Origin of the sequence: Sulfitobacter sp. S190 (assembly GCF_025141935.1) — a bacterium.
GTDB lineage: Bacteria > Pseudomonadota > Alphaproteobacteria > Rhodobacterales > Rhodobacteraceae > Sulfitobacter.
In genome coordinates, this window is record NZ_CP081120.1 from 3468326 (window position 1) to 3483481 (window position 15156).

Sequence of the window (15156 nt, forward strand, 5' to 3'; positions counted from 1 at the left end):
GATTTAATATGCTTACACCGACATTGACCAATGGCGCGACGGCCACCGGTAGCGCGGCAGCCACGGCGGCAGCTACTGCCGAAAAGAAGGCTGCGCTGTCGTCCGATTTCGAAACTTTTCTGAAGATGCTCACCGCGCAAGCCGAAAATCAGGACCCGTTGGAGCCGATTGACAGTTCTGAATACGCAGCACAGCTTGCGCAGTTTTCGATGGTCGAACAACAGGTGCTTTCCAATGATCTGTTGACCGCGCTGAGCGCCCAGTTCGGGTCGACCAACATGGCTCAAATGGCGGGATGGATCGGAATGGAAGCGCGAACGTCCGTGCCGGTCATGTTCACCGGCACGCCTGTGTCCCTGAACCCGACGCCCGCAGCCGGATCGGACGAAATGGCGGTCGTGGTCTTTGACCAAAGCGGGCAAGCCGTGGACCGCATCGTACTGCCCGCAACGACGGAGCCGATATCCTGGGCCGGTGTCCAGCAGGACGGCTCGCCGATCGCGGCGGGTCAATACCGGTTCGAGCTTGAAAGCATGACAGCAGGAGAAGTCGTGACTACCGAACCCCTTGAAGCCTATGGCAGGATTACCGAGGTCCGTTCCGGACAGGCGGGCACTGAGGTCCTTTTCGAAGGTGGATCGTCAGCGCTGTCTTCCAGTATTACGGCACTGCGTGCACCGGTCTAGCGATCCGCAAGCATGAGACCCGCGTAGGCAAGAGGCATCAACGCACGACGACACCGCCCCAGCGGGAAGCGCCGCAAAGGCTGCTTCATGGCAACGGGATGGGAAAGCACGTGTCGGCCCAGCAAGGTCTGCGCCATCAGTGCGCCCGAGTATGAACCCATCGCGACACCGTTTCCGTGGTAACACATCGCAGCGTAGAGATCCGATGCTCCGGGAACGTGCCCGACGAACGGGAGCATATCGCGCGACAGACAGACCATGCCGGACCATGATCCTTCTATGCCGACTTGCGACCATGCGGGAAACATCGCGCAAAAGTCGCGGTGAATGCGCAGGCGCGCGCGAGATTGGGCTGCGGGGCCGGACATCAATCCGCCACGCATGCCGAACAGGAAACGCCGGTCCGGCATCAGCCGAAAATAATGCAGCAGGTTACGGGTATCGAACGCCATCTGGTCGCTTGACCAACCCTGCCGCGACAGATCATCATCGGTGAGCGGCTGCGTGACCAATACATTGGATTGAACGGGCATATAGCGCCCCGCCAACCATTCGGGCAAATGTTCGGAGGAGTATCCGTTCGTGGCGACTACCACGCGCTTGGCCCGAAGAGACCCTCCCGGCGTACGCACCAACCACCCGGCGGATATGCGTTTCAACGTAGTTGCGGGGCTGCGGTCATATAAACGCGCGCCTGCGTTCGACGCTGCCCTCGCCAGACCGGAGATGTATTTTCGCGGGTTCAGCGCAAAACCTGCACGGATCGTCAATGCGCCGAAAAACGGACCGCCCAGACCGTGCGCGGCCAGCTCTGCTTGCTCAATAACCTCGACATCTGCGCCGTAGTTTTCACGGATATCTGCCGCGGATTTGCGCAACGCGGTCATGTCTTTTGCACGATGCGCCAAAGCTGTTTCGCCGCGCGAATGACGATCTACGTCAATGTCCAAACGGGTGATGAGCGCATCGACAAGATCAATCGCCGCCCGCTCGGCCTGCCGGTAGACACGCCGTTCTTCTTTGCCGAACCGGGCATCAAGCACCGCGTCAGAGGCCATACCACCCCCCAGACAACAGAACCCCCCGTTGCGACCCGAAGCGCCCCAGCCGATGCGCTCGGCCTCCAGCACGGTCACATCCACCCCCGCTTCGGCAAGGTGCAATGCCGCAGAAATTCCGGTGAACCCACCGCCGATCACGACGACATCGGTTGTCAGATCACCTTTCAGCTCGGGGTTCTCTGGCACATCCACGGTTCGATCCCACCAACACCCTTCACGGGCCGCAGCGGAATAGACGTGCGTGCCGAAAATGCGGGTCATGCGGTGCGTTCGGCGGCGCGGGCGTCCCTGTCTGCGCGCACGGCGTTGCGCTTGGTCACAAGGGATGCGGAGATAACCCCAACTGTCACGATCCCGATCATCAGCGTCGATAGGGCGTTGATCTCGGGCGACACACCAAGGCGGACCGCACTCCAGATTTTGATCGGCAAGGTGGTGGAGGACGGGCCCGCGACAAAAGACGCGATCACGAGGTCATCGAGGCTGAGCGTGAAGGCAAGCAGCCAGCCTGAAATGACGGCCGGCGCGATGATTGGCAAAGTCACCAATCGAAATGCATCGAAGCGGTTACACCCCAGATCAAGCGCTGCCTCTTCGAGAGAACGGTCAAAGCTGATCAACCGCGACGAAACCACGACCGAGACATAGCACATCGCGAATGTCGTGTGCGCCAGCACGATGGTCAACACGCCGCGGTCCAGCCCAATGCCAATGAACAGCAGCAAAAGCGAAAGTCCGGTGATGACTTCGGGCATGACGAGCGGCGCGTAGATCATGCCGGAAAACAGGGTCCGACCGAAAAACCGCCCCGCGTTGACCAGCACATAGGCGGCCATCGTGCCAAGCACGGTGGCAAGCGTCGATGATACAACCGCAACTTTCAGCGTGACCCAGGCGGCATCCAAAAACGCCTCATTCTGAAAAAGCTCACCATACCAGCGGGTAGAAAACCCGGCCCAGACTGTCACGAGTTTGGAGGCGTTAAAGCTGTAGATCACCAACAGGATCATGGGCAGATATAGAAATGCAAACCCGATCGTGAGCGACGTGACATTGAAGGCGGAGAGACGTTTCATAGCTCGGCCTCCGCCTGTTTTTGCTGGTTCCGCTGGAACAGGACAATCGGGACGATGAGGATCAGCAACAAGATAACGGCCACGGCTGACGCCACCGGCCAATCGCGGTTGTTGAAGAATTCCTCGAACAGCACCTTGCCGATCATCAGCGTACCGGAGCCCCCCAACAGGGACGGGATGACAAATTCACCGAGGGCGGGGATGAAAACGAGAAAACAGCCCGCGATGATCCCACCACGCGACAGCGGTACCGTGACCAACCAGAATGCGGACAGGCGCGAGCAGCCAAGATCCTCTGCCGCTTCGATAAGGCTGTCGTCCATACGGTCGAGCGCGGCATAGATCGGCAGGATCATGAAGGGAAGATAAGTGTAGACGATGCCGATATACACGGCGACCGGTGTATTGAGGATGGTCAGAGGTTCGGAGATCAAACCGATCGACATGAGAAACTGGTTCAGCAGCCCCTCGTTGCTGAGAATTCCGACCCAAGCGTAGACGCGGATCAGAAACGAGGTCCAGAACGGCAATATGACCAGCATCATAAGTGTTGCCCGCCATTCCTGCGGCGCGCGGGCCATACCGTAGGCCATGGGATAGCCGACAAGCAGCGTGAGCACCGTCGATATCAGGGCGATCTGCAAACTGCTCAGGTACGCCTTGTAATAAAGATCATCGGTGGTCAGGAACCAGAAGTTCTCAAAATCCAGACCCGCGATCAACGCACCAAACCCGTCTTTCAACGTTGGCGTATAGGGCGGGATCGCCAAGGCGATATCGGAAAGCGAAATCTTGAATACAATGAGAAACGGCACCAGAAAAAGTGCCAGAAGCCAAACGTAAGGAACGCCGATCAGAAACGCGCGACGCATGCCTAACGCTCCAGAAGAACGCCGGCTGTGGCGCTCCAGCTGATCCAAACGGGGTCTTCCCAAGTGATATCACGCCGCGAAATCCGGCGGGTGTTGGCGGTTTGCGCCTTGATAATTTGACCGCCGGGCAATTCGACATGATAGGTGCTGAGGTTGCCCAGATACGCAATGTCGAGCACCTTGCCCTGAACGGCGTTGTCAGCCCCCTCGGGTGCCTCTTTGGTGATCGTTATCTTTTCGGGACGGATCGCCAGATGGCAGGTCTGGCCATCGGAAAACGCAATGTCGGATGTGGCGCCGAGCGGCTGCTGCGTGTCAGCCCAGTCAAGGAGGTACTTGCCGTCCCCCGCGGGTTTTGCCCGCCCCTCGATGATATTCACATCACCGATGAAATCGGCGACATAGACACTGTTGGGCGTTTCGTAGATTTCGGCGGGTGTCGCCACCTGGATAATGCGCCCTTCGTCCATCACCGCGACGCGGCTTGCGACGGTCATCGCCTCTTCCTGATCGTGGGTCACGATGACGAAGGTCGTGCCGGTTGTTTCCTGGATATCCATCAGTTCGAACTGCGTATCCTGCCGCAACTTTTTATCGAGCGCCCCCAGAGGCTCGTCCAGCAGCAAGAGCTTGGGGCCTTTGGCGAGACTGCGGGCAAGGGCGACGCGCTGGCGCTGCCCGCCGGAAATCTGATGGGGTTTGCGGCGTGCAAATTTTTCCAACCGCGTCAGCTTGAGCATCTCCGCGACGCGGGCTTCGATCGCGTCTTTGGCCATACGGTCCCGCTTGAGCCCGAAGGCGATATTTTCCCACACACTCAGGTGCGGAAACAGCGCGTATGACTGGAACATCATGTTGACCGCACGCTGGTTCGGCGGCACGGCCGCAATATCCTGACCGGCCAGTTCGATGGACCCCTCGGTCGGGGATTCAAACCCTGCCAGCATTCGCATCATCGTCGTTTTGCCACAGCCCGACGGGCCAAGAAGCGCAAAGAACTCGCGTGCATAGATGTCGAGGGTCAGGTCATCAATCGCGGTGAAGTCACCAAACCGTTTGGTCACATTCTTAAACCGGATCAGCGGTTCTTCATCGGCGTCGTTCCAAGGGGCAAAAACGGATGTGCTCACAGACAGAAGGTTCCTTGAAAAGCCGCGGATGGGTCGGCGGGCGGCACACGTACAGCGCCGCCGCCCGCGCGTTTACCTGTCGATCAGGTGCCGGATTTGATTTTGGTCCAGCTGCGCGTCACGACACGCTGTACCTTTGGCGGGTAAGGCGTGGTGGTAAACAGGTTCTCCAGCGTTGCCGCATCAGGATAGATCGCCGGATCTTCGATCACGTCCTCGACCAGATGCTGCTGCGACGCTTCATTGCCGTTGGCGTAATAGACGTAATTCGATGCAGCCGCCATGTTCTGGGCATCCATGATGAAGTTCAGGAATTTGTGGGCGGCATCAGGATTTGGTGCATCCACCGGAATCGCCATTTGGTCGAACCACATCTGCGCACCTTCTTTGGCAGCGTTGTAAGCGATTTCGACACCGTTATCGGCTTCTGCTGCACGGTCGCGCGCTTGCAGGATGTCGCCTGACCAGCCGACAGCGACGCAGATATCACCGTTCGCCAGCGCGTTGATGTATTCGGAGCTGTGGAACTTCTGGATATAGGGGCGCACCTTGGTGAGCACTTCTTCGGCCTTGGCGATCACTTCGGGATCGTGGCTGTCGGGATCTTCGCCGATGTACTGCAGCGTCATCGGGATCATCTCGGCGGGCGCATCGAGGAAATGCACCCCGCATTCAGCCAGCTTTTCCATGTTCTCGGGATTGAGGACCAACTCGAGAGAGTCCAATGGTGCATCCTCGCCCAAGATTTCCCGCACCTTGCCTACATTCGTACCGATGCCGGTGGTGCCCCACATGTAGTTGATCGAATAGGCGTTCTCGGGGTCGTACTGTTCGGTACGGCTTTCGACGACATCCCACATGTTCTCGAGGTTCGGCAGTTTGGATTTATCCAGAGGCTGGAACGCACCCGCAACGATCTGGCGTTGAAGGAACGTGCCCGACGGTACAACCACGTCGTATCCGGACCCACCCGCAAGCATCTTGGTCTCGAGAACCTCGTTGCTGTCGAACACATCGTAGATCAGCTCGATACCGGTTTCTTCCTCGAACTTGGCCAAAAGGTCTTCGTCGATATAGTCGGACCAGTTGTAGACCCGAACTTCTTCGGCCGTTGCCGCGCCAGCCATCAGGGCTGCGACAGCGGTGCCGGTCAGAATGTATTTCTTCATGGTTAGCTCCCAGTGGTGAGGCACGGTTGATCCCTGCCTTTTCAGAATATGATCAAATTAAGCCGTATCCGACAAGATGAATCATGTTTTGCAGCCGCATCACAGCACCAAACCGAACAGGAATTCAACGGGATTCCGCGCAGGCAACGTCGCAAGAACATGGCGCGCGATTGACCCGCCAAAAATTTGATCATATTATTTTGGCAACAGCTTCTCCAGTCCGTAGGCGCACCCATGACATCGATCACAAACCATCTGCCCACCGCAGAGTTGCAGGCGCTGGACGCCGCGCACCATATGCATCCTTTCACAACCAATGACGAGTTGAGCGAGAAGGGTGCGCGCGTCATCACGCGGGCCAAAGGTGTCTATCTCTACGATAGCGACGGTCATGAGATTATCGACGCCATGGCCGGTCTATGGTGTGTGAATGTCGGCTACGGGCGTGAAGAACTCGTCAATGTCGCCAGCCGTCAGATGATGGAATTGCCGTATTACAACACCTTCTTCAACACGACCCATACGCCAGCGATCGCCCTTGCTGCCGAGCTGGCGAAACTTGCGCCGGAAGGCATGAACCAGGTGTTTTTTGCTGGATCCGGATCGGAGGCGAACGACACAAACATCCGCATGGTGCGCACCTACTGGGCCGAAAAGGGGCATCCGCAGAAAAAGCACATCATCAGCCGCAAGAACGCCTATCACGGGTCGTCGCTGGGGTCGGGCAGTCTGGGTGGTATGAGCTATATGCACGCGCAGGGCGGTATGCCGATCCCCGATATCCACCACATCAACCAGCCCGACTGGTGGTCAGAAGGCGGCGATCACACCCCCGAAGACTTCGGGCTGGCGCGCGCACAGGAACTGGAAGCGAAAATTCTCGAGCTTGGCGCCGAGAATGTAGCCGCCTTTATCGGAGAGCCGGTGCAGGGCGCGGGCGGTGTGATCGTGGCGCCCGACACATACTGGCCGGAAATCCAGCGCATTTGCGATAAATACGAAATTCTGCTGATCGCGGACGAGGTGATCTGCGGCTTCGGACGGACGGGCAACTGGTTCGGGTCCACGACCGTCGGCATCCGGCCGCATATCATGACAATCGCAAAGGGGCTGAGCTCGGGCTATGTCCCCATCGGGGGGTCCATCGTCTGCGACGAGGTTGCCGAGGTCATCAATGCGGTCGAATTCAATCACGGCTACACCTATTCGGGGCATCCTGTCTGTGCGGCGGTCGCCCTCGAAAACCTCCGGATATTGCAAGAAACCGATATCCTGCATCACGTGAACCATGTAGCCGGCCCCGCGCTGAAGGCCGGGTTGGAGAAACTGGCGGAACATCCGCTGGTTGGTGGATTGAACATATGCGGGATGATGGCGTCGCTGCCGCTGACACCGGACAAGGCGAGCCGCGCAAAGTTCGCGATGGAGCCGGGCACCGTCGGGTTCATGTGCCGCGAGCGGTGCTTTGCAAATAACCTCGTGATGCGTCACGTCGGTGACCGCATGATCATTTCGCCACCGCTGGTCATAACGCCCGAAGAAATCGATATCTTCCTCGAGCGCGCGCAAAAAGCCTTGGATGAAACCTACGCAGCCCTTGAAGAAGGCGACATGCTGAGGGCCGCATCCTAGGACCGGTACCAATCTGTGATTGCAAAAACGCAGGCAATTCGACTGAATCGTTTGAAATTGCGGGCGGATCTCCTCGAATCGCACAGAATCGCCGCCGAGTGGCTTTAATCAGTTGCAAAGCGCGATCCTGATGCGTTTAGTTCAATACGAAAGCGAGTTAATCGCTGACTAAAAAACGGGGAGCCAAAGACTTGGCCGATACCAACAGCAACGACGCGTTTGTCGAATTCGAACGCGTGCAGAAAAGCTACGACGGTGAGACGCTTGTCGTAAAAGACCTCAACCTCAGCATGCCCAAGGGTGAGTTTCTGACGATGCTCGGCCCCTCGGGATCGGGCAAGACAACCTGCCTGATGATGCTGGCCGGATTCGAAACGGCGACGCACGGCGATATCCGGCTCGGTGGGACGTCGATCAACAACATCCCGCCGCACAAGCGCGGCATCGGCATGGTATTCCAGAACTATGCCCTGTTCCCGCACATGACTGTCGCCGAAAACCTGTCCTTCCCGCTGGAAGTGCGCAAGATGGGCAAATCCACCCGCGAAGAGAAAATCCACCGCGCGTTGGGCATGGTGCAGATGAACGATTTTGCCGGGCGGCGTCCGGCGCAATTGTCGGGTGGCCAGCAACAGCGGATTGCGCTGGCGCGTGCGCTGGTGTTTGAACCCGAGCTGGTCCTGATGGACGAACCGCTGGGCGCGCTCGACAAACAGCTGCGCGAATCGCTTCAGTTCGAGATCACGAAACTTGCGCATGATCTGGGGATTACCGTGGTCTATGTGACCCACGACCAGACCGAAGCGTTGACGATGTCGGACCGCGTCGCGGTATTTGATGATGGCCGCATCCAGCAACTTGCGCCGCCGGACGAGCTTTACGAACAACCGCAAAACAGCTTCGTTGCGCAGTTCATCGGCGAAAACAACACGCTGCATGGCGAGGTCGTAAAACTCAGCGGCAACCGCTGTGTCGTCAAACTGGACGGCAGTGGCGAAGAGATTGACGCGGTCCCCGTGAACGTCAACGCCGTGGGCGACAAGACGACCCTGTCGATCAGACCGGAGCGGGTTGAGTTCAATCCAGATTTGGGGCCGGATTCACATACGCTCAGCGCCGAAGTGCTTGAATTCATTTACATGGGCGACGTGTTCCGCACGCGCCTGCGGGTGGCTGGCAAGGACGACTTTGTCGTCAAGACACGCAACCGTTCCGATCAGGTGCGTCTGACGCCGGGCGACAAGATCAAGATCGGTTGGTTGCCAGAGGATTGCCGCGCGCTCGACGCCTAGCGTCTGGCCTGCGTGCCATGTCGCGGCGCACCCGTGTGCCGTGATCCAAAAGGGGCGACAGCCAATCCCGTTGTTGTCGTCTTGAAATACTTAACGGGTAAAAACTGGGAGACTATCAATGAAAATGACCAAAACGCTGATGGCGACCACCGCACTGACTGTTGCGGCCGGTATGTCCTTCGCCGATGGCCACATGGCCGATGAAATGACCATCGTGTCGTGGGGTGGCGCGTATTCCAACAGCCAGCAAAAAGCCTATCACGACCCCTATATGGCCGACACTGGCGTCAAGATCATCAACGATGAATCCTCCGCCGAAGCGGTTGCGAAACTGCGCGCGATGAACGAAGCGGGCAATGTCACGTGGGATGTTGTCGACGTGGTTGCAGCCGATGCGATCCGTCTGTGTGACGAAGGTCTCGCGCTGGAAATCGATCCTGATGAAGATCTGGCCGCAGCGCCCGACGGCACCTCTGCCGCGGACGATTTTGGCGATCTGCTGGTGTCCGACTGCTTCATTCCGCAGATCGTGTACTCCACAACGTTCGGCTACCGCACCGACCTGGTGGGTGATACGCCTCCAACGGATGTCTGCGCCGTGTTCGACACAGACGCGTATCCCGGCAAGCGTAGCCTCGAGAAGCGTCCGATTGCGAACATGGAATGGGCTCTGCTGTGCGACGGTGTCGCAAAAGACGAGATCTATGATGTGCTGGCAACCGAAGAAGGTCAGGACCAGGCTCTGGCCAAGCTCGACACCATCAAGGACGACGTAGTGTGGTGGTCCGCCGGTGCCGACACGCCCCAGCTGCTTGCGGACGGCGAAGTCATCATGGGTTCGACCTACAACGGTCGCCTGTTCTCGGCCATCGTCGAGCAGGACCAGCCTATCGGCATGCTGTGGGACGCACAGATGTTCGATCTGGACGGTTGGATCATTCCAACAGGCCTGAGCCCCGAGCGTGAAGCGCGTGCGCGTGACTACATCAAGTTCGCGACAGACACACAGCGTCTGGCCGATCAGGCGAAATACATCTCCTACGGTCCTGCACGTGCGTCTTCCGCGCCGCTGGTCGGCAAGCACGCCGATCTGGGTATCGATATGGCGCCTCACATGCCAACCGATCCAGCGAACGCCGAGAACACGTTCCTGTACAACTACGAGTTCTGGGCTGACTACCGCGACGACATCGACGCGAAATTCCAGGCTTGGCTGGTAAAATAAGCCCCTAGCGGCTTTCGAAGGGGGCCCGAAGCGGCCCCCTTCATCCACTTTATTCCATTTGTCCATTTACCAATTCCGCACCCATCCGAACGGGGATCACATGAGCGATCAAACAACAAACGGCCCGGTTCTGGCAGCCGATGGCACGCCTCTCAAACGGTCCCTGAACCGCGCACTGCGGCTGCAAAAGCTGCGTGCACTCGCGTTGATCTCGCCTTTGCTGATCTTCGTGCTGGTGACGTTTATCGCCCCGATCGCGGACATGTTGTTCCGCTCGGTGGAAAACCAGATCGTGTCGGAAACCCTGCCGCGCACAACGCAGATGCTGACCGAATGGGACGGCGACGGCGGTGAAATCCCCGATGAACCCGTTTTCGAGGCGCTCTACGAAGATATCTTCTACGCCCAGGAGGCCAAGCTGCACACGCGTCTCGGCTCGCGGCTGAACTATGAATTGACCGGCGTTTCATCGCTGTTCCGCAAATCCGGTCGCCGTGTCGAAGACATGGGCGAAGTCTATCAGGACCAGTTCGAGGACCTGAACGATTTCTGGAAAGCAGGCGAGAACTGGAACAGCTTCATGGGTTCTGACGCATGGCTGGCCGATATTCAGGCCTGGGACGATAAATCCGATGCCCGCCAGCCCCGTTTCGAATTGCGCGAAGGCATCGACGTGATGCTGCCCAAGACCGCAGATGCCTATGCGCGGTTTGCACAGTTCGTACAGGTCGAAGACGAAGACAATCTTTACAAGGAAGACCCCTGGGCCATCGTCTATTCCGCGCTGCACGCAGACATGACCGGACCGAACGCCGATGCCATACGCGCATGGAGCGGCCCCGCAGCCGAAGAGCTTTCGGCAGCGACAGAAGCGGCCCCCGCCTTCGAGACGGTCGATTTCAAACAGTCCTTTGTCGACATTGACAAGGACTGGCATGCGATGGACGTCTGGCAGACCATCAAGATTTACAGCCCGAAGCTGACCAACGGTTACTTCCTCAACGCGGTCGATATGCAAAAATCGGTGGACGGGCCGGAGCTGCGCCCCGAAAGCCAGCGCATCTATGGCATCCTGTTCTGGCGTACGATGGTGATGTCGCTCACCATCACGATTTCCTGCATTTTGCTGGGTTATCCGGTCGCGTGGATTTTGGCGAACCTGCCGTCGCGCACGGCAAACCTGCTGATGATCCTTGTTCTGCTGCCTTTCTGGACATCGCTGCTGGTGCGGACTTCGGCGTGGAAGGTGATGCTGCAACAGCAGGGTGTCATCAATGATACGCTCGTGTGGCTCGGGCTTGTGGCCACCGATGACAGGCTCGCGCTGATCAACAACCAGACCGGTACGATCATCGCGATGACGCATATCCTGCTGCCCTTCATGATCCTGCCGCTTTATTCGGTGATGCAGACGATCCCGCCCAGCTACCTGCGTGCGGCGAAATCGCTGGGTGCCACAAACTTCACGGCGTTCTGGCGGGTCTATTTCCCGCAGTCGGTGCCCGGTATCGGCGCGGGGTCGATCCTCGTGTTCATTCTGGCGATCGGCTACTACATCACGCCCGAAATCGTTGGCGGCACGTCGGGGACGTTCATCTCCAACCGGATTGCCTACCATATTTCCAGCTCGCTCAACTGGGGTCTCGGAGCGGCGCTGGGCGCTATCCTGCTCGGGGCCGTGCTGATCCTCTACTACGCCTATGACAAGATTGTCGGCATCGACAACGTGAAACTCGGATAACGGAGCAGAACCATGGCTGCACTCACACCCATCTCGCGCACCGAGCCGCAATTCTATGTCTCGACGGTGGCCGCCTTTGGCGCGTTCTTCGGCATCTTTGTCGGCGCAGGCCAAGGGTCCGTCCTGACCGGTATGATCGGGGGTGCCGTTCTCATGGCGCTGGCGGCCTTCGTGCTGACCAAGGTCATCAAGAACGAAAAAATCGGACGCTGGGCGCTCTTTGTCGTCATGGCAGCCGCCGGGTTCGCTCTGGCCGGCTTCCCGGGCCTCGTGGTCGGGGGCTTTTTTGGCTGGTTTTTCGGCTTTCTGATCTTCTGGCTCTACGAGGGTCGCTATCGTGCGCGCATCGCCCCCTACCTGACACCCGGTCAGGTGTTCTGGCACTTTGCGTTCAGAACCCTGTGCGGCGCGATCTTTGTTTTCCTGATCACGCCGATCCTCGTCGTGATGCCGCTCAGCTTCAATGCAGAGGATTTCTTTACCTTCACACCTGAAATGCTGCGCTTCGATCCCGAAGGCTATTCGCTCAAGCACTACCGCGATTTCTTTACCAACGATGACTGGCAGAACGCGCTTGCAAACTCGGTCAAGATTGCACCGGTTGCGACCCTGTTGTCCGTCACGTTCGGCACGCTTGCCGCCATTGGCCTCAGCCAGCCACACGTTCCGTTCCGTCGCGCGATCATGGCTATTCTGATTTCACCCATGATCGTGCCATTGATCATCTCGGCGGCGGGTATGTACTTTTTCTACAGCCGCATGGGCCTTCAGGGCACGTATATCGGTGTCGTGCTCGCCCATGCCGCTTTGGGTATTCCCTTCGTGATTATCACGGTCACGGCCACTTTGGTCGGGTTCGACCGGTCGCTCACACGTGCTGCAGCGAATATGGGTGCGAATCCCGTCACAACGTTTTTCCGCGTGCAAATGCCTCTGATCCTGCCGGGCGTGATCTCGGGCGGCCTGTTCGCCTTCATCACGTCATTTGATGAAGTTGTCGTCGTGCTCTTCGTCGGATCGGCGGGTCAAAAAACGCTCCCGTGGCAGATGTTTACCGGTTTGCGCGAACAGATCAGCCCTACCATTCTGGCGGTTGCGACGATCCTCGTCTTCATTTCGGTCTGCCTGCTGACGGTTGTCGAACTCCTGCGGCGGCGTTCGGAGCGTCTGCGTGGCATGAGCCCCGGTTGATCGCGTCTTCAACCGCCTCTCAGCCGGTCCAATAGCCGCAGAGACGCATATCCGTCCGGTATCAGACCTTGTGCAGCTTGCCAGTCGCGCACCGCATTCACGGTGAGCGGCCCGATTTTCGCGTCGATCTTTTGCGGGTCAAATCCCGCGTCGCGCAGACGTTCCTGCAGCTCAATCCGCTCATCATAGCTCAGCGCCCGATCCTGTCGGGGCCAGTTGCCTTGCAGCGGCGCACCTCCTGCGATCCGATCCGCCAAATAACCGACCCCGATGACATAGGCATCTGCGGTATTATAGCTTTCCAGAACCTCGAAATTATCGAAGATCATGAATGCCACTCCTTCATGGCCCGCGGGCAGCAAGATGGATGCAGGCCCCGTGTCCGACAATGACTGCCCCGAAGCACTGCGCACGCCCAGCCCGGCCCATTCCTCTGGCGCTTTTTGCACGGTCCGGTCGGCAAGCCGGTAGTCAAAGCCCTCCGGCAGCACGACCTCGAAGCCCCACGGCTGGCCCGTGGTCCATCCGTTGGCCTTCAGATACGCCGCTGTCGACGCCAGCGCATCCTTCGGATCCTCTCCCCAGATATCGCGGCGCCCGTCGCCGGTCCAATCGACTGCGTGATCCTGAAACGAGGTCGGCATGAACTGCGTGTGACCCATCGCCCCCGCCCAGCTTCCGCGCAGCTGGTCGGGTGTGGTGTCTCCCTTCTGCAGGATCTGCAAAGCGGCCAGCAGTTGGTCTTCGAAGAACGCCGCGCGTCGCGCGTCATAGGCGAGCGATACCATCGAATCGAGCACCGGATCGGACCCGCGGAATGTGCCATACGCGCTCTCCAGCCCCCAGATCGCGGTAATGATCTCTGCCGGAACGCCGTATGCATCACTGATTTCGGTCAACGCGGTTTGTTCACGCTTCAGCGCCGCCTTGCCATTCGCCACCCGCACGTCCGAGACGGCGGTCGACAGGTAGTCCCAGATCGTCTTGGTGAATTCCGACTGGTTGCGGTCACGCTTGATGATCTCGGGTGCAAATCGGACCGCGCCCATGGCAGTGTCATACGTCTCTGACGTGATCCCGGCAGAAACCGCACGGTCACGGAATGTTTCGATCCACGCGCGCAGGCCCGCATCATCCAGCTCTTGCGCGAGGGCCCCCAGCGGCAACAAGCAGACAAGCATCGTTGGAAAGACACGCATTGAAACCCCCTCAATTCTCTTCCTGCGCAGAGTAGTCACCTTCTTGGCGCGCTGGAACAGGCGCGGCATCAGATGAGCGGTCTTTGGCCTTTTCCAGGGCCAATGCCCGCAACCGCGCCATATGCTCCCGCAGCATCGGCACGCGCCGCGGTCTGAACGAGGCACCGGTGCGCGCCATTGCCCGCATCCGGTCCAGCCGAAAAACCCGATAATCCTTTCTGAGATGGCAAAAGGCGAGCAGCATATGTGACGATTGCATATACACGATGCTCAGCGGATCGACCTCGCGCAAGGAAACCCGCCCCTGTGCGTCCGCATATTCGAGGGCGATGGTCGCCTCGTCCCAGGTCGCTTTGCGCAGATCCACAACGTCGATGCCCGGCTCGGGTGGCCGGCCCCAGCGACGGGCGTCCAGCACCGCGTGTTGCAGCCGGTGGGTCTGGCGGGCGGGCAGTCGTGCCTTGAGCTTGCTCAGGGCCACGCTGGCCGCCTTCGCCAGCGCAGGATCACCAATCACCTTCACTTCGCGCAGTCCCAGAACAAGCGCTTCAAGCTCGTCGTCGCTGAACGAAAGCGGCGGCAGCGCTGCGTCTTCGATCAGCGTGTATCCGAAACCGGCTTCACCATCGATCACCGCACCCAAGCCGCGCAGCGCGTCGATATCGCGGTAGATGGTGCGCAGCGACACTCCGGTTTCATTCACCAGATCACGCGCCGTGACCGGCGAAGGCAGGCGGCGCAAAACCTGCATCAACTGAAAGAGCCTGTGTGTCCGCGTCATGACCGTTCCTTTCACGGGTCACTATCCGCTTTCATCCTGCCAGTTTCTGTCAACGGGGCAAGATACTTCGGGATCATCGCTTTCAGTCACAGGAGACCCGC

13 protein-coding genes are annotated in these 15156 nt (G+C 58.8%); 6 read left to right on the top strand and 7 right to left on the bottom strand.

Annotated elements, in window-relative coordinates:
• Positions 1-8: 8 nt before the first annotated feature.
• Positions 9-686: a flagellar hook capping FlgD N-terminal domain-containing protein gene (locus tag K3756_RS17275; RefSeq protein ID WP_259989568.1), complete on the top strand. Its 678-nt coding sequence runs from the start codon at positions 9-11 to the stop codon at positions 684-686.
• Here K3756_RS17275 and K3756_RS17280 read toward each other — a convergent pair.
• The 5 genes from K3756_RS17280 to K3756_RS17300 all read right to left on the bottom strand — a co-directional run bounded on the left by K3756_RS17280 (position 683) and on the right by K3756_RS17300 (position 5994).
• Entirely contained in the window at positions 683-2008 is a 1326-nt protein-coding gene (locus K3756_RS17280; protein WP_259989570.1) for an FAD-binding oxidoreductase, read from the bottom strand. The two genes, K3756_RS17275 and K3756_RS17280, sit on opposite strands and share 4 nt — an antisense overlap.
• Positions 2005-2823 carry an ABC transporter permease gene (locus K3756_RS17285; protein WP_259989572.1) on the bottom strand — a complete coding sequence of 273 codons (819 nt, stop codon included), beginning with the start codon at positions 2821-2823 and terminating at the stop codon, positions 2005-2007. The genes K3756_RS17280 and K3756_RS17285 overlap by 4 nt, the downstream gene beginning before the upstream one ends.
• Positions 2820-3695 (bottom strand): ABC transporter permease subunit, encoded by an 876-nt coding sequence (locus K3756_RS17290; protein WP_259989573.1) that lies wholly within the window; start codon positions 3693-3695, stop codon positions 2820-2822. Before K3756_RS17290 ends, K3756_RS17285 begins: the two co-directional genes overlap by 4 nt.
• 2 nt (positions 3696-3697) lie before the next feature.
• Positions 3698-4825, bottom strand: a complete 1128-nt coding sequence (locus K3756_RS17295) for an ABC transporter ATP-binding protein (protein WP_259989575.1) — start codon at positions 4823-4825, stop codon at positions 3698-3700.
• An 83-nt stretch (positions 4826-4908) separates the two neighbouring features.
• On the bottom strand, positions 4909-5994 hold the full coding sequence (locus K3756_RS17300; RefSeq protein ID WP_259989577.1) for a polyamine ABC transporter substrate-binding protein: 1086 nt from the start codon (positions 5992-5994) through the stop codon (positions 4909-4911).
• 234 nt (positions 5995-6228) lie between these two features.
• Between K3756_RS17300 and K3756_RS17305 the strand changes: the two genes are divergently transcribed.
• From K3756_RS17305 to K3756_RS17325, 5 genes are all read left to right on the top strand, one after another.
• Positions 6229-7626, top strand: coding sequence for an aspartate aminotransferase family protein (locus K3756_RS17305; protein ID WP_259989579.1), 1398 nt, complete (start codon positions 6229-6231; stop codon positions 7624-7626).
• 191 nt (positions 7627-7817) lie between these two features.
• Complete coding sequence (locus K3756_RS17310; protein ID WP_259989582.1) at positions 7818-8918, top strand: ABC transporter ATP-binding protein; 1101 nt, start codon at positions 7818-7820, stop codon at positions 8916-8918.
• Positions 8919-9036: 118 nt separating this feature from the next.
• Positions 9037-10143 (top strand): extracellular solute-binding protein, encoded by a 1107-nt coding sequence (locus tag K3756_RS17315; RefSeq protein WP_259989584.1) that lies wholly within the window; start codon positions 9037-9039, stop codon positions 10141-10143.
• Between the two features lie 100 nt (positions 10144-10243).
• Positions 10244-11884 carry an ABC transporter permease gene (locus tag K3756_RS17320; RefSeq protein WP_259989586.1) on the top strand — a complete coding sequence of 547 codons (1641 nt, stop codon included), beginning with the start codon at positions 10244-10246 and terminating at the stop codon, positions 11882-11884.
• 12 nt (positions 11885-11896) lie between these two features.
• Positions 11897-13075: an ABC transporter permease gene (locus K3756_RS17325; protein WP_259989588.1), complete on the top strand. Its 1179-nt coding sequence runs from the start codon at positions 11897-11899 to the stop codon at positions 13073-13075.
• A gap of 8 nt (positions 13076-13083) precedes the next feature.
• Here the strand turns inward: K3756_RS17325 and K3756_RS17330 are convergent, their stop codons facing one another.
• The gene (locus K3756_RS17330; RefSeq protein ID WP_259989590.1) at positions 13084-14274 is read right to left on the bottom strand and encodes a lytic murein transglycosylase; all 1191 of its coding nucleotides are present in this window, start codon (positions 14272-14274) and stop codon (positions 13084-13086) included.
• A gap of 10 nt (positions 14275-14284) precedes the next feature.
• Positions 14285-15055, bottom strand: a complete 771-nt coding sequence (locus K3756_RS17335; RefSeq protein WP_259989592.1) for a YafY family protein — start codon at positions 15053-15055, stop codon at positions 14285-14287.
• Between the last annotated feature and the right edge of the window lie 101 nt (positions 15056-15156).

Coding starts and splice junctions, on each gene's coding strand:
- K3756_RS17305 (WP_259989579.1), top strand. CDS start 6,229: ATGACATCGATCACAAACCATCTGCCCACCGCAGAGTTGCAGGCGCTG.
- K3756_RS17315 (WP_259989584.1), top strand. CDS start 9,037: ATGAAAATGACCAAAACGCTGATGGCGACCACCGCACTGACTGTTGCG.
- K3756_RS17285 (WP_259989572.1), bottom strand. CDS start 2,823: ATGAAACGTCTCTCCGCCTTCAATGTCACGTCGCTCACGATCGGGTTT.
- K3756_RS17290 (WP_259989573.1), bottom strand. CDS start 3,695: ATGCGTCGCGCGTTTCTGATCGGCGTTCCTTACGTTTGGCTTCTGGCA.
- K3756_RS17325 (WP_259989588.1), top strand. CDS start 11,897: ATGGCTGCACTCACACCCATCTCGCGCACCGAGCCGCAATTCTATGTC.
- K3756_RS17280 (WP_259989570.1), bottom strand. CDS start 2,008: ATGACCCGCATTTTCGGCACGCACGTCTATTCCGCTGCGGCCCGTGAA.
- K3756_RS17275 (WP_259989568.1), top strand. CDS start 9: ATGCTTACACCGACATTGACCAATGGCGCGACGGCCACCGGTAGCGCG.
- K3756_RS17320 (WP_259989586.1), top strand. CDS start 10,244: ATGAGCGATCAAACAACAAACGGCCCGGTTCTGGCAGCCGATGGCACG.
- K3756_RS17335 (WP_259989592.1), bottom strand. CDS start 15,055: ATGACGCGGACACACAGGCTCTTTCAGTTGATGCAGGTTTTGCGCCGC.
- K3756_RS17300 (WP_259989577.1), bottom strand. CDS start 5,994: ATGAAGAAATACATTCTGACCGGCACCGCTGTCGCAGCCCTGATGGCT.
- K3756_RS17330 (WP_259989590.1), bottom strand. CDS start 14,274: ATGCGTGTCTTTCCAACGATGCTTGTCTGCTTGTTGCCGCTGGGGGCC.